The organism is Shewanella vesiculosa, assembly GCF_009994065.1.
Classification (GTDB): domain Bacteria; phylum Pseudomonadota; class Gammaproteobacteria; order Enterobacterales; family Shewanellaceae; genus Shewanella; species Shewanella vesiculosa.
The window spans coordinates 244,278-259,192 of the sequence record NZ_JAACSD010000007.1; the positions used below are offsets into that span (position 1 = coordinate 244,278).

9 protein-coding genes are annotated in these 14,915 nt (G+C 34.1%); 6 read left to right on the plus strand and 3 right to left on the minus strand.

Annotated elements, in window-relative coordinates; genetic code table 11:
• Window positions 1-10 precede the first annotated feature (10 nt).
• The 3 genes from GW828_RS09190 to GW828_RS09200 are packed head-to-tail and all read right to left on the minus strand — an operon-like array spanning window position 11 to window position 5,253.
• A complete protein-coding gene (locus tag GW828_RS09190; protein ID WP_273058119.1) occupies window positions 11-907 on the minus strand; it encodes a phosphoadenosine phosphosulfate reductase family protein in 897 nt (298 codons plus the stop codon).
• On the minus strand, window positions 900-4,304 hold the full coding sequence (locus tag GW828_RS09195; protein ID WP_273058118.1) for a hypothetical protein: 3,405 nt from the start codon (window positions 4,302-4,304) through the stop codon (window positions 900-902). Before GW828_RS09195 ends, GW828_RS09190 begins: the two co-directional genes overlap by 8 nt.
• Window positions 4,297-5,253: a DUF4007 family protein gene (locus GW828_RS09200; RefSeq protein ID WP_273058117.1), complete on the minus strand. Its 957-nt coding sequence runs from the start codon at window positions 5,251-5,253 to the stop codon at window positions 4,297-4,299. Before GW828_RS09200 ends, GW828_RS09195 begins: the two co-directional genes overlap by 8 nt.
• Before the next feature lie 270 nt (window positions 5,254-5,523).
• On the opposite strand from GW828_RS09200, the gene GW828_RS09205 reads away from it, so the two are divergent.
• From GW828_RS09205 to brxL, 6 genes are all read left to right on the plus strand, one after another.
• Entirely contained in the window at window positions 5,524-5,880 is a 357-nt protein-coding gene (locus tag GW828_RS09205) for a hypothetical protein (protein WP_273058116.1), read from the plus strand.
• 253 nt (window positions 5,881-6,133) lie between these two features.
• Complete coding sequence (locus GW828_RS09210) at window positions 6,134-6,970, plus strand: DUF4007 family protein (protein ID WP_273058115.1); 837 nt, start codon at window positions 6,134-6,136, stop codon at window positions 6,968-6,970.
• Between the two features lie 16 nt (window positions 6,971-6,986).
• Window positions 6,987-7,460, plus strand: a complete 474-nt coding sequence (locus GW828_RS09215) for a hypothetical protein (RefSeq protein WP_273058114.1) — start codon at window positions 6,987-6,989, stop codon at window positions 7,458-7,460.
• Window positions 7,461-7,475: 15 nt separating this feature from the next.
• On the plus strand, window positions 7,476-11,180 hold the full coding sequence (locus GW828_RS09220) for a hypothetical protein (protein ID WP_273058113.1): 3,705 nt from the start codon (window positions 7,476-7,478) through the stop codon (window positions 11,178-11,180).
• A complete protein-coding gene (locus GW828_RS09225; protein ID WP_273058112.1) occupies window positions 11,180-13,468 on the plus strand; it encodes a PglZ domain-containing protein in 2,289 nt (762 codons plus the stop codon). The genes GW828_RS09220 and GW828_RS09225 overlap by 1 nt, the downstream gene beginning before the upstream one ends.
• Entirely contained in the window at window positions 13,468-14,862 is a 1,395-nt protein-coding gene (gene brxL, locus GW828_RS09230) for a BREX system Lon protease-like protein BrxL (protein ID WP_273058111.1), read from the plus strand. The genes GW828_RS09225 and brxL overlap by 1 nt, the downstream gene beginning before the upstream one ends.
• Window positions 14,863-14,915 lie beyond the last annotated feature (53 nt).

Here is a 14,915-nt window from a genome sequence, read left to right on the forward strand (position 1 = left end):
GCTTTTTTATTTATTTGTAACAGGTTACACACGCTCCGCCACCTTCGGCTTCATCGTATATGTCGTCTAGTTCACCAAAATTACATACACCACCGAAATCACCTAATAAAGCGTTACTACGTTTCTTTTTATTAAAACGAGCGACTTTTTTCTCATGGTTTTCAATGATACGTTTCTGCACTTCTGGATCTTCTAAAGTTTCAAGAGGTTGACCTTGGCCCATCCAATAAAAACGTTCACCAGTAGTGCTATTGTTGTCATCACCTTTCTCAAATGCTTTGGCTTCTTCAAATAACGTAGGGTGCTTTTCCATCAGCTTTACCCATTCAATTTTTCGTTGATAGAAGCAAAAAGTACAACCCGAACGTGAGCGCCACTTGTAATATTCAGGAAGCTCTAACCCATTACGTTGAAGGATATTTTCAATATCACTTCTAACAATGCCATGTTCTCTAAAAGGAAATACAGACTCAATAGGTTTCTCTATGGTCATGTATCCCGTTCTTTCTGGCTCGTCAGCTCGAATTCCGACGTAGTTTTTAATCTTATAACCATCACTAATAAAACTATCTAACCATTGTTCAAATGGTTTTAGTTTCATTTGGACGGTACACCAGCGATCACGCTGTGAGGGCAGGTAGTTACCATGCTCTTTTAACAAGTGAGCAAAGTCTTTTTCGCCACGACCTTCAATATTGTTCAATGATCGTGCATTTAAACGGTGAATATACCCCAGCTTTTCTTCAAGCTGATCAATAAACTCGTTGGTTTCTGGCAACTCGTAGCCTGTATCAGTAAAGAAGTATTCAACTTCTAAATCTGGATACGTTTCTTTGACAAATAATGCTAAGGCGCTACTGTCTTTGCCGCCAGACAACCCTAGAACATGTTTAACTTTCTCAGTCATTAACAACCTCTGTTCCGCTTTCACTTTGTTCCATCAAATTTGTTAGCAAGTTAGTTAAAGCGGCTAATTGTTTCTCTTTAGATAAATCAGAGAAAGACGACTTTATTTTTTCTACAACTTGCAAAACGTCGCTATCCATTTCTAAATCATACTGTATAAAACCACCAAATTCTTGATGCTTACCTTCACTATTGGTGGTGATGAATGCCAAAGGTTTTGAACTACCTTTGGTTTGTAAATTACCAAATGATTCAATACGTCTAAATTGAACACATAAGTTCTGTAATTCATCTAAGCCGTTACGAAGATGTTTATCGGTCCAATTACGCTCAGGCGCACCCGTTGCAAGATTAATAACAAATTCAAATTTACTCGGATTATTAATGCACTGGCCTATTCGTTTAGCAAGCTCTTTGACATTAGGTCGCTTAGCTATACCCTCAACAAATTCACAACGTGTTTTAAGATTGTTATTAAATTCTTCACCTAATGTATCAATGATTATTTGTTTGAATCCGTTATATAAAATATCATTTTGAGCACTTAAATCTTCAATTGCCGTTCTCAGCTTATAACCCAATTGATCTTCTAAAGCTGGGTCATTTTTATCAAAACCAAAGACAGCAGGTAAATCTTCTAAGATAAGCTTAAACGGATCGCTCGCACCAATAACTTTGTTTCTAAAGTCTCTTGCTTCTTTAGTTAAACCATTTTGTTGGCTGCCGCTAAAGCTCTCGCCGCTGGTTTTTTTAACCCAAGATGGTAGCTTATGAACTATTCCAACAATGTGCTTAGCTATATTCAAAATAGCACTGTCAGTCTTAGCATTTCCGATTGTAGCTTGAGCTAAATTCTCTAACAAATGACTCTGAATATCTGATATTTCAAAGTATCGTACCGCAGCTTCATGTGGATGCTTATAGATTTTATTAACCAGTTCCTCATCTAGTTCAGGAATAAAAATAAACTGATTTGTAGAATCCCAATCATAAAATGCAATCTGTCCTTCCAGTGACTTTAACAACGCTAGTCCATAGATACGACAAAGTCCGGTTGTTAAACCAAAAGGTGGCAACATCCAACGTTCATATAACTGTGCGATGGAAACATGTGCTGTGGTTGAGTTCTCTTTAATAAAAGTAAAACCATCCTGCCAAAGTGCATGCATCTTTGGATTAGCATCTTTGGTTTCTTTACTCCATGCTTTGGGGAATAAATAACCTTCAGGAGTATAGTTATGCCAACCTTTGCTCTTTAAGCAGGATAGATATAAGCCTTTCTCTGGAGGGAAGCTATTTTCATCGAAGCCTAAATCTTTTTGGTTTCCATTTACAAACATTGCATTCATCAATTTACGAATGGCACTGTTTGCACTACCAGAAGGTTTAGAGCGGTTAACTAATTCATTAATTACAATTGGTGCTTTGTGATAGATTTCTTCTGCTATTACAGATGCCAATGAAGTAAGAGGAGATGAGGGCGGTAATGGGTTATTCCAATGCGTCCACTGTGCATTTTTGTATATATGTTGCAGTTCTTTTTCTACATTTTGTTGAGCAAAGATGATGCGGTTTTCTAACTCGTTTTTGGCGATCAAGTCATGGGTAATTTTCTGCTCATCTTTAAGGATTTGCTTAAGTGCTATCAGCTCAATTGCTGCTGTTTGTAAAATGCTAAAATCGTCATACTCACCGATAACGCAATGGCTTAAGTCTGATGCAATTTCTTTAAATTTTTGCGTCACATCGGGTGATACCGATAAGACAAAAGTAAGGAAAGCTTCGCCTGTTTTCGGTTCAGAACAAAGCTGTTCAAGTAACGACTTTTCGACTTTATTGATGAGCTTGGTTGTTGCCCATCGCATTGTTCCTGTTTTGTGATAGTGTGCTGTCGCTAATATATTTTGCGGCAAGTCACAAACGCTAGTCCAATCAACACCCTGACTAACGGCTTCAACACGCTCACTTATCAATGTGTTGATATCGATATCACTACCTTGGAAAACAAACAAAGCATCATGTTTCTGTCGGTAAATAATGACAGTCCATGTTTGCAAATCATCTAACGCTTTAGCTATTTCTGTATTTTTATAACCGCGACTTACAAAGTATTTCTTTAAAAAATCTTTTTTAGCATGTAATTGATGATGAAAACCAAATATTGTCAGTAACGAAATAACCTTAGTTATAGAAACATGTAGCTCACTACCTTCTGCTTTTTGCTCTGCGCGATAAATCGCATCACAACCTTCCAACCAAGCCTTACTATCATGCGATGTAACAATTAAGTGATGCAAATTATGATGAAGGTAATCCCAATACATTTCTGGCCTATACAAAACTAGGTCATCTTGAGATTGTGTATAGTTATCTTCTAGGAACTCACGAAAACCAAACTTTTCATGTGATGCAAGGAAACCGAATAAGCTGCGCTCATTTTGTGAGAAGCGGCGTCTTGAAACAGGGCCTAAAAGTAAACTGACGATAGGGTCAAGTGGCAGAGTATCGGTTAATGCACCAACATTCCGATTTTGATTAGCGAAAGTACTGCTGACGACATTGACTAACTTTGCATACTTGCTTTCTATTTTTGAAGAAATTTCAGCTGATCGAGTTATAGAGTCACCAACGAGGATTAATGATTCGTCAATTGATGGATTAAAACTAAGATCTCGGTAGCGCCCCTGAACTTTGCTCCATTCTTGCTGAGTTTTAGCATCTTTATTTTTAGCGTAATCAGAAAAAGCTTGATGTAAGAAACCGATCATCAATACAGGGCTATTAGCTTGTTGAACTACGTCAGCTAATGCTTGGAATAAATGTAAGTCCTTATTAGCGCGTGATTGATAATCTAAAGCCTTGCCCATTTCATCGAGTAAAATTAATACTCCATCATCATTACTTTGCGTTGAAGACAGAACCAGTTTAATTTCAGAAAGACATTCATCGTCAGTTAAGTGTGCAATTTTATTCACATCGTAAGTTATATCAAGTGCAATATATAAACTTTGTAAAATGCTGTTTGCAGGTGACTCTAAACCACAAACATGTTTAACAGTTTTCCAACCAATGTTGATTGCAAATCTTTTCTGGAATTCAGACAAAAGGACAGGTGATGATTGTAACTTTGCCGTAGCGTACTCGCGTAACTTAGTATCAGTAGATAATAAACATGATAAAAATAACGCGACGGTAGATTTACCAGAGCCATAAGGCCCTGTAATGGTATATACCCTTTGTGCATTAGCGTCGTATTCGCGACTGACCGTGTCAAGCACATTAACGGCAGTACCATGAAGAATAAAATCGTCAATAAAGGACCGTAAATCTTCGCTATCACCATCAATACGGGTAGAGCTTTTATAACGCTGGTTGATAGTTATGAGTGATTCAGTCATTTTTAGTGCCATAATATTGATTCAAATAGTAAGTGCTATTGGTTTTTGCATATTCAGAAACGTTGACTTGCCTTAGTCCTAATGAATCGACCCATGAAATGTTGTTGTTAGTAAAGCTTTGAACTTCATCTAGTTTTTGACCTAACCCAGATTCAGATAAACGAAATATTCGACCGGGTGAACAGGGTTTACTCAATAATGAGTCGAAATCAACAGTGCTGACCTTAGAATCTACAGTTTCAGATTTAAAAAACTCAAGCAGGGCATAAGTAAATATTTCGATAGGCAGTTCAGGACGTTCAGATAGATTGCTAATGTAAAAACCGCCACCGTTATCTTGTATCAAATTTAATTCAGACAAAGGTGAGATAAAATGGTCTTCATCTATGTTGATACTTTTTTTCGATGAAGTAGCTTTGAGCTTTTTACTATAGGTATTCAAAAAGCAGTCAATATCTTTTTTGATAGTAGATATATTACCTAGTTCACTATCAACGAGTTTCTTTGCATCTTCAAAACAATCAGCGATGAGCTTTGTTTTTTCGAAATGTTGCACATTTGCGAAATTAAAAAAGTAACGGTAAGCGGTCAAATGTTCAACATTAAAATTTAACCAGAAATGAACTAACCAAATTGAGCCAGGCATTTCTAGGTAAGGATCTCTTCCATCTTCGAAGCTTTCACCACCAAAAAGATATTCGCCATTTTGTGACACAGCATGAATAAATGAATTATTTGATCGTTCAGAATGAATCACGTTAGAAGCTTCAGCCCAATACTGAATAGCTTTAACCATATTTTTACCAACACCAAGTTCGACTATTGATTGACGAATACTGTCTTCATCAGAACTTGAGAATTTACCATTTGAATTCAAATGATTAACTGCCTTGAATAGCCATCCATAGCGTAGAGGGAAAGTGTCATGACCTGTAAACTTAGCTTTCATAGCTGATGTAGTGCCTCTGGAGAAATTGTCCAGAGCGAATACTAGACGTATTTGCAACCGAACAAAAGCATTTTATTGAAAAAGCTGTGTTTGTATACAGTGCTAAAGATTAATGTATAATTTATATTGTCGTGATTCAAAATATGCAGTAAATTCATGATAGCAAGAAAAATTTTGGTTGATTTTTTATTAATTATTAGCTTTACCACCACAAAAACAATATTGACGAATCGGATTCGTATTCGTATTCTAATGATGTAAAGGATTATGATGTTAACAAAAATATTAGCAAATTATTCTCAAAATGAACTTTTAAGTTTTATACCGCAAGATGCTATAAATTTTGATCTTGCTATAGATTCAGACAGAAATCAGTTAAATGAAGGCATAAATCATTATAATAAGCAAAAGATAGCTTCGTTAGTCGTTAGTGCAAAAAAAGTAAAATTTTTATTCGAAGAGCCTCTTCGAATACAATTAATTGAGCGTCTGCTGTCCCCGCATTTGTTTATTGGATTATTTCTAGGATTTAAAAATAGTCAAACACAAGTTAAAGCTAAATATTATGATACAGCGATAACCTTGTCTGAAAAAATCCACATATCTTTGCGTCTCGTTTTGACTTAAATGCTTTATATGTAGGTCAAATTGATCAAAAAAAGCCTTTTTGAAGTCACTTTGTCTAATAATTGTAATCTTGTCGTGGTAGAGGATGTTACTTTTGTGTCTAACATGTGTCTTTAGTTGGTTTTTGATGTATAGAACTTAAAATTATCACATTGTTAATGATATTTATTATCACTTAACAGGATTTAAGCAATCAGTATTACTTTTTTAGCAAGTTATTTTTTGTGTTGTGTAAGTTTTTAGGGGAGGCCTGATGGCGCTTATAAACAATAGCAAGTTTCCAATCAATAAGTGGTGGTTGAGTACTGGTATTAAGTTGTTGAAAACTAATCCGGATATATTTTCAACAGGTTCTCAACGTCTAGCAATGAAAGAGTTTATAGCTGGTTCTACTGTAGTAAAATCCATTAATGGGTGGATGCAATCAACACAGTTGTCAGAGAACAGCCAAAAGCTATCAGAGTTTGGTTTGATAATTGAAGATAATGATCCTCATTTAAGTAAATCTGCTACATGGTGGGCAATACATCTTCAGACAGTGTTCTCTGAAAAGGGAGAACCTTATAGCACTTTATTTAAGAACTTAGATTCATTTACAAAAGATTGGAATCTTGAAGATGATTTACAAGAAAGAATACGTGATGCGCATCAGCCTGTATACGCATCAGCTAGCGTTGATACCAGTTATGATGGGGTAAGGAAATCTTTCTTTATAGATGGTCCTCTTGAGGGGTTAGGGTTAATAGATTTTAGAACCCATCGTGATAATGTTGAGTTGAAAATGGGCTCACCTAAAGTGACTGATGAGATTATTATATATGCTTTATCATTGGCTCGGTTCACATTTTTTAAATCTAGACTAAGCGTTGATTTCAATGCAATCATCGATACAGGAATAAATAATTATTTGTGTTTATCAAAATCAGATCTCAAAAAAAGTCTACAAAGAATGAGTCAAATGAATCAGTGGAAAGACTTTTTTACATTTGATCTTGCCGCAGACCTTGAGTCAATCACATTTAAAGAATCGTGTATTCCCCGTAAATCATTAATATTATTACTTCAGCAAGGAGAAGACACTTGGCTTTAGTGTCTTATAGTTGATTATGGAATTAGCATTTTTACATGGAGTTATAAAAGATACCATCAAGAAGTATCATTTACATCCTGGCTTGAGATACGTAAATATATGTTTTTCTAGTAAAAATATTAAGGTTCTCGATGAAGTTTGTACAGCTGTCAGAATCACGTTGCCTACCTATCAAGTTTGGAGTCATCCTGGTGCTGATTTTACTCCCACTCATATAGTTAGAAAAAAAGTTTACCTTGAAGAAGTAAATAATAACTCATGTGATCGCGGCTTAATTATACATAAACCAGAACAGTGGTTTGTGAATTGGTCGATACTTGATAAACAAGCATTTTGGTCAGAAAGAGCATTAAATCACAATTCATCGAAGACCATTATTCTTTTTGCTGACAGTAATGAGTTTAGACGTCTGAATATTAACTACTATAAAGAAGTGCAACTTCCTGGGGTTGATATCTCGTTATGGCTACCGGCTAGAGCCGAATCTTAAAAGGTTGAGACACTTATGATAGTTCGTGATGTTGTTTGTTTTCATGATTCAAAAGAAGCCGCTGTTGTGTTAGAGCAGGAGTTAAATAATACCTCTTTAGTTGGGAATTATAGCCCTACACAAGCATCAATAAAGGTTTTTAAACATATATGTAAAGCCGTTTTACCTACAGCTCCAAAAGAACAGCGCGCTTTAAATCTTTATGGCAGTTATGGTTCAGGAAAGAGCCACTTGTCTGTTGTCTTAGCACAGTTATTAAGAGATGGTGCGAATACTCCTTGTTTCAAAAAGTTTAAATCAAGATTACAAAATTTGGGAGAACAAGCTTTATCAAGTAATCTTGAAAAAGTCTTCCTATCAAACGAAGATGCTGATTCAAGACCCTATTTATTAGTGTCATTATATGGTTCAAATACTTCTTCTATCGGCTCAAAACTAATGGAAGGACTTTACGATTCAATTACGAGAAATCCAAGGTTAGATGTAAAAGAGATTCTACCTGCTACTGAGTTTGATGTGTGCTTAAAGCGTTGTAATGAAATACAAGAAAAAAGTCCACATATTATAAATTCTGATTTTACTTCGATGGGAATAGAGAATTATTTCACATTAGAAGAGTTGATTTTTGGTTTAGAAGACCATCAACAGACAGCTTTAGATGACTTTCATATTTGGCATAAGAGTATTTGCTTAGGGTTAACTTTTAATATTGCAAATGAAGGCGGGAAAAACTTCATTGAAGCATATTATGAAGCAGGAATTAATCTTAGTGAAAAGTATAATTTTGGTGGTATTGTTGTTTTATGGGATGAGTTTGGTGCAGCTCTTGAAGACCTAATTGGTAACCCAAATAGGAATGCAAGTGTAGAGATAATGCAGTTACAAGAGTTTGTCGAAAAAAATTGTGCCCCAGATGTAGGCCATACAATCTTTCTTGGTGTGACTCATGTTTCATTTGAAGAGTATGGCGAAAGAACAAAGGCAAATGAAGTTATAAAAGAGGGCCTATCAAAAATATCTGGTCGTTTTAATACACCATTCAAAATTGAACTTAATGAGTTAGAAGCTGAAGGTTATCACCTGTTAGGCATGCAGAAGTCATGGACACAAAATGGTACTAAGCTTAAGTCCATCGATTCTGAATTGAAAAATCACTTATTAGCTAATTGTTCTGAGTTAGAAATTTTTAGAAGTTTAACTGATAAATTAGAAATGGTAATTGATGAGGTCTACCCACTTCATCCTTTGATGGCAGCTGGACTGTTTAACTTATCGAAGCTCGCACAAGCTAACAGAACCGCTTTGACCTTCTATAGGGACAATTCAAGTGAGATTTTAAACAGAACAATAGTTAACGAAGAACTTTGGGGGGAAGAGTTAATACGTTTACCTAAGTTAGTCGATTATTATCGGGATAGTTTTAAAAAACAAGTTCCTAGTGAATGGCGGCGTTATAAGCAAGTTATCTCAAATGTTGTGAATGATGAGGAAAGCAACAATCAATATCGAAAAGATATACTCAGCTTAATATTTCTATCACAAATTTTAGGAGAGAATTTTAATGCAACAGAAAACTTTTTAAATTGTGCTTTAAGTAGAAACAGATATCCACTTCAAGAGCATTTACTTTGGTTAAAAAGTGCAGGTTTGATCTGGCGTAATAGTGTTACTGATATATGGACTCTAGCTGGAGATGGTGGTGTCGATGTTGACTCCATGATTGAAAGCAGCTGCGAAGAAAACGATTCAAAAACTCTTGAAGAGTTAATTTCAAACAATCCGAAAATGAAGAGAGATTTGTTTAAAAATTTAGGAGAACATAACTTAGATCCTTCTTCTTCAGGTATTGTTAGGACTTATAGCGTTGAGACGTTAAATAGCTTTTTTTCTGCTAGTACTATAAAAAATGACCGACCAACACTTAGTGCAAAAGTATATTTAGTGCTAGCTGAACAGGCTGCTGAAGTTAACACTATTATTAATAAAATTAATATTTTAAATTCCGATTTGAATTATTTTTGGATTCCATTAGACGGAGTTAACTCTGAGACGATTGAAGAGAATAATGTAAAATTCAACTTAAAAAGTTTGATTGTTAGATATTTATCTATTAATAGTATATTGACACAGTCTAACTCATTATCGGAAGATTTAGTTAGGCAGCTAGATGCAAAGTGGGAGCATTGTAGACAATTAATATTAATTTTACTTTCGAGACTTTATGGCCGAGAAGGATTAAAAAATGGTAAATCTGCAATTTTTAAATCTGGCAATCTAAACAAACTGGATTGCTCAAACTGGCATAGTTTTAAATCAATTTTACAGCATGATGTTAATTTATCATATCCTAGTAGTATTTCTATTAGGGCTATGAATTTAAATGTTCTTATTGATGAGAAATATACAGGTAGTGCTAAGGTTGAGAAATTAGTTGATAGGATACTTAGGTACAACGAAACTCCTTCATATCGAACAAATGATTTACTTGGTGAAACTACAACTACCACTGAAAACGCATCACTTATTAATGGTACACTGTGCGCGAATGATATGTTTATCCAGCGCACAAATGGGTGGGACTTGAAAACCCCAGATGAATTAAACGAACCTATTAAATCTTTTGTTTATGAATTAAAAAAAGAGTTTCTGAAAGCTAATAGAGATAAGTCATATCCTACATTTAGACTTCGTGAAAAATACGTATCATCTCCTTATGGTATACCTGCGTCTTCTTTAGCTATTTTTGCTGCTTATGCAATAAAAGATGAAATAAAGCGTATTAGATGGAACGGTACAATTGATTCAAATGCCGCAAAAATTTTAACGAAGGCATTCGAAGGCGGTAATAAAATTTCTTTTAGATTAATCGATTATACTGAAACTCAGCTAGAAGTTTTTAATATTATTGGTCATATTTTAAACGTTGAAAAAGGCTCGTTAATAGCTAAAACTGATTATGCTAATATGTCGGCGAAAAGGTTTCGTGAAAAAATTAAAGCCCTTAGTGATGATGTTAAAAACTCTATTAAATTATCAAAAAATGCAAAAGCTATTATTGATTTTATCGATAGGGTTGGTAAAAGCAATCAAGATTTAGCTGACTTAATTCTTGAACTAAATGGATTTACTAAATTATCTAACAGTCAAGGAATTATTTTAGCTGAGAGTCTAGAATCATTTTTTGAAGAATTAGATAATATTCAAAATGAAAAGCTAGTAAAAATTAAGAAAATATTTAAGTCAATTTACCCTAGTAATGATGATAAAGATATTGTAATAAAAAATCTAAGAAAATTGAGTAAACCTCAAAGCAACAGATTAGCAGACCTCTTCTTTGAAACCGATGGTTATGATTTAAAGTCATATGATAACTTGACATTGACTTTTGTAAATAAAACTTACAATGATTGTAATGATTACGACTTTGGCCTTTTGCATGAAAGACTGAATCAATTACTGGGTAGTGCACGGGATTATGTCCCTCTGACAGGCAATACGGATAATGTAGGTAATACAGATAATACAGATAATACAGATAATACAGATAATACAGATAATACAGATATTGCAGATAATACAGATAATACAGATATTGCAGTTAATTCTCTTGCTGCTTTGAAGAGCCAACTTAGGAATCTAGTCAACGGTTCTCACTTAAGCTATGACATGAAAATTGAAGCTTTACAAAGTTTAATGAATGATTTAGTGGGTAAATCGTAGTGACTATTAAATTTTATCTAGATATATATCAGGTTTTTTCTGGTGATAATCTCAATATTGTCAATACACCATCTGATGTTGATCGTTTTAGACAGTTGATCTATAGCAATTTATCTAGGAACGAAACTACAGATTTGTGTATTTACTTTCATTCGAAAACTCTATATTCACGATTCAGAGATTTTGAAGGCTTAGACGGTGTTGCTCATACAAATATTATTGATCCTAAAAGCCTTTTTGCAGAAAATAAATCTTGCGAAGTGCCTGCGTGGATAACATCTTCTTTAATAGTTAGCCTAGATTTGTTAAATTATGATTATGAACAATCCTGTTTTGAAGAGTATATATTAAATGTTATAGCTCCTGATTTTATACAGTGCTCAGATTTCAAATCTAAAATTGAATCTATTTGCAATAGACATCAAGATTTCAGGATAATACTAAATATAGAACAAGTACGTTTTTTTGTGGTATCTAAAATAGCTAACGAATTTGAGTTGGATTCAAGTAGAATCGATCATCTATTGAATTATTTGTTTAATGAACAGGATGTCAGTGAAAATCTTAAAGAATTAATGCTTCAACAGCATTTTGAAAAGTTAAGGACTATATTATCATTTTTTAAAATTACTAAATCGTTACCACCTAGAACGATAAGTTTGGATGTGATTAATTTACCGCTTATTGATTATTGTGAAAATTTAAACTCAGATTTGTCAAAAAAATGGTTGGAAGTTACAGAGCAAGTGCATAGAAAAATCACTCATGGTGATTTTGATTTTAAAGAGTTACATCGTGTTTTGATTTCACCTTGGAAAGTCTTAATCGATTACTTAGATTGTTTAGTAGAATCTAATGTGAACTATTTAACTGATGATTTTTTAATAAAACTAGAAAGATATAATACTAAAGGCGCTAGAGCATTATTTGATAAATTGAGGTGTAGGAAAGACAATGCCGTAGATGTTAATTTTCCAGAGAGCTCTGATGTTAATTCTGTTATTGAGTGGTCTGACCGTTATCTAACAAAAACTCGAGATGATTTTGTTGCAGGTAATATTGTGAACTCAGATATAGCTATTAACTTTGCTCATTGGTTAATAAATCAAGAAGCCCGTATTTTAAGATCTCGACACCATTGGACTACCTTTTCAAAGCAAGTGTCAAAATCTTTTTCGGATGATAAAGTTGTTGTTATTCTTATGATTGATGCTTTATCCTCCTTACATGAAGACTTGATTTTTGAGACATTTTCACAAATTGAACACCTAAATATCGAACATTCAAAGTTATTCGCTCCAATACCTACTTTGACTGAAATAGGGAAGATTGCTGTTATTACGGGAAAGGAGGCTACAAAAAATGTAAGTAATGTGGAAGATGCTATATTAAATGCATATCACTCACACTTGAGCTCTAAAAGTAGTTTACAAATTTTTAAAAGCTGGGCTTCAATTCGTGAAAATAGATTAGAACAAGATACTAAGCTTGTAGTTTATTTCGAGAATAGAGTAGATGAATTCTTGCATAAAGCAGCAGACTTCAATCAGCATCAAAATCATGTAAAGACTATGTTGAATAGTTTGAAATCTCAGATTATTTCATGGCAAAAAGATGCTTTACAAATGAATAAAGCAATTACTTTCCATATTACTGCAGATCATGGTGTTACTGTTTGTCGAGATTTTAAAAAGCCGGTGGTGCAGGGAGAAATTAAGGAAAGAGTAATCAAAGTAGAGCATAGGCCTAACGAACTAGATGATGATTACACTTTTGTTGGAATCGATGGTAAAAACTCAGGTTTTTTGATTCCGTTTGATAGACGTTATTTTTCAAAAAGCCAAAATTCGTCTATATTAGCTCATGGTGGTTTAACACCGGAAGAAGTTTTAATTCCTTATTATAATTTATATTCAGGTGTAACTAAGAGCTATAATAACTTTACATTAAATGCAATATCATCCGAGTGTTTTTATGTTTCGGGAAAGTGGTGCCTAAGACTAAAAATATCAACACCAGTTAACATTGATAATTTTAGAATTAAGTTAGCTAATCCTTTTAGTGGCAAACATGCAATTGAAAGAATAAATGAAGGTCAAACCATTGAGTTTGACTTTGCGTTTGAATGTACCGTGTCGCAAGAAGGGTTAACAGATATTAAGTTTGATTTACAATTTGAAGTTAATGGTAATAAAAAAATTCAAACTCAGTCTATTTCAGTTTGTTTTCCTCCAAAGATACTGGAAGCAAGTTTAGCAAGTAAAAAATTTGAAGGGATGTTTGACTAATGTCTAAATATGAATTGGATCAGAAGATTTTGTCGGCATTTAGCTCACTAACTATTAATAAAGAAGTAGTTAGAAACCTTAATATTCGTGATAAAAGGACCATTCCTTCTTTTGTAGAGGAATGGTTAGTTGACCGTTTCCACAGCGAAAGTTCAACAGAACTTGATACTTTTTCTAAGATCAGTGAGTTCATGAGTAAGCATTTGCCTGATAAATCAGAAAAAAATAAAATAAAATATGCAATACAAAAAGGAGAGTCAACGGTTTTGCTTGACCGTTTTGAAGTTAGAATCGATATTGTTAAAGATAAAAGAATTTTATCTATACCTTGCATAGATGAAAATAGTGCAACTATTACTAAAGATGTTTTAGATTCGAACCACTCACTTTTAGAGGGGGGGCAGTGGGGGGCTGGGCGGTTAAATCTTGGCTATGATGGTAAGCAGAATATCATTGAGCTTGTTGATTTTAGCCCTATGGAATCTGGCTTTGTAGTTTTGTCTGAACTGATTAAGGCAAGAGAATCCTTTACAACAAAAGAATGGATTTATGTGTTATTAAGATCCATGGGGTATGAGCCATTTTCTTATACGGAGAGCCAGCAACGTTGTCTATTATTACGCCTTATACCACTAGTCCAAAATAATATAAACATGATGGAATTAGCACCAAAAGGTACAGGAAAGTCTTTTATTTATTCAAACCTTAGCCGTTACACTTGGCTAAATAGTGGTGGTGCGTTGTCAGAGGCTCAATTGTTTTTTAATTTATCAACTAAACAAGTTGGTCTCTTTGGTAACTATGATTTACTTGTTTTGGACGAAGGGCAATCAATTAACTTTAAAGGTGCTGATGATATCCATGCTAAGTTTAAAAATTATCTTGAATCAGGTGAATTTAGTCGTGGCAACAAAAAGGTATCTAGTGAGTGTGGCTTAATGATTTTGGCTAATATTGATATTTATGAAAATAAACCAATGCGCTCAGATTATATTAAACACCTCCCTGAAATGTTTCATGATGATGCTCTTATAGATCGCTTTCATGGAATCATACCTGGATGGGAGATACCTAGATTCACAACCGACAAGGCTGCTCAAGGATATGGTATAAAAGCAGATGTTTTTGGTCAATATATGCATCAATTAAGATTAGTCAGTCACTTAGAGTTTCCCTTTGGTGAAAGTCCAGATTTTAAAGGGGATATAAGAGATAAAAATGCGGTAACAAGGCTTTGTAAAGCATTATCTAAATTACTGTTGATTAATCCCGGACACGAAGATTATCAAGAGTATGTATTAGAACCTTCCATTAATTTAAGGCGTCGAGTTAGAACACAGCTAGCCGAGTTAAATCCTAATGAGTTTTCTAACCCGATGAATTTAACCTATTAAAGATTTTACTTACCACGTATCGATGGTCAACAATTTAGATTGACCATCGATAT

Excerpts from the sequence above, each read along its gene's own strand:
- GW828_RS09190 (WP_273058119.1), bottom strand. The coding sequence starts at position 907 with ATGACTGAGAAAGTTAAACATGTTCTAGGGTTGTCTGGCGGCAAAGAC.
- GW828_RS09220 (WP_273058113.1), top strand. The coding sequence starts at position 7,476 with ATGATAGTTCGTGATGTTGTTTGTTTTCATGATTCAAAAGAAGCCGCT.
- GW828_RS09200 (WP_273058117.1), bottom strand. The coding sequence starts at position 5,253 with ATGAAAGCTAAGTTTACAGGTCATGACACTTTCCCTCTACGCTATGGA.
- brxL (WP_273058111.1), top strand. The coding sequence starts at position 13,468 with ATGTCTAAATATGAATTGGATCAGAAGATTTTGTCGGCATTTAGCTCA.
- GW828_RS09205 (WP_273058116.1), top strand. The coding sequence starts at position 5,524 with ATGTTAACAAAAATATTAGCAAATTATTCTCAAAATGAACTTTTAAGT.
- GW828_RS09210 (WP_273058115.1), top strand. The coding sequence starts at position 6,134 with ATGGCGCTTATAAACAATAGCAAGTTTCCAATCAATAAGTGGTGGTTG.
- GW828_RS09195 (WP_273058118.1), bottom strand. The coding sequence starts at position 4,304 with ATGACTGAATCACTCATAACTATCAACCAGCGTTATAAAAGCTCTACC.
- GW828_RS09215 (WP_273058114.1), top strand. The coding sequence starts at position 6,987 with ATGGAATTAGCATTTTTACATGGAGTTATAAAAGATACCATCAAGAAG.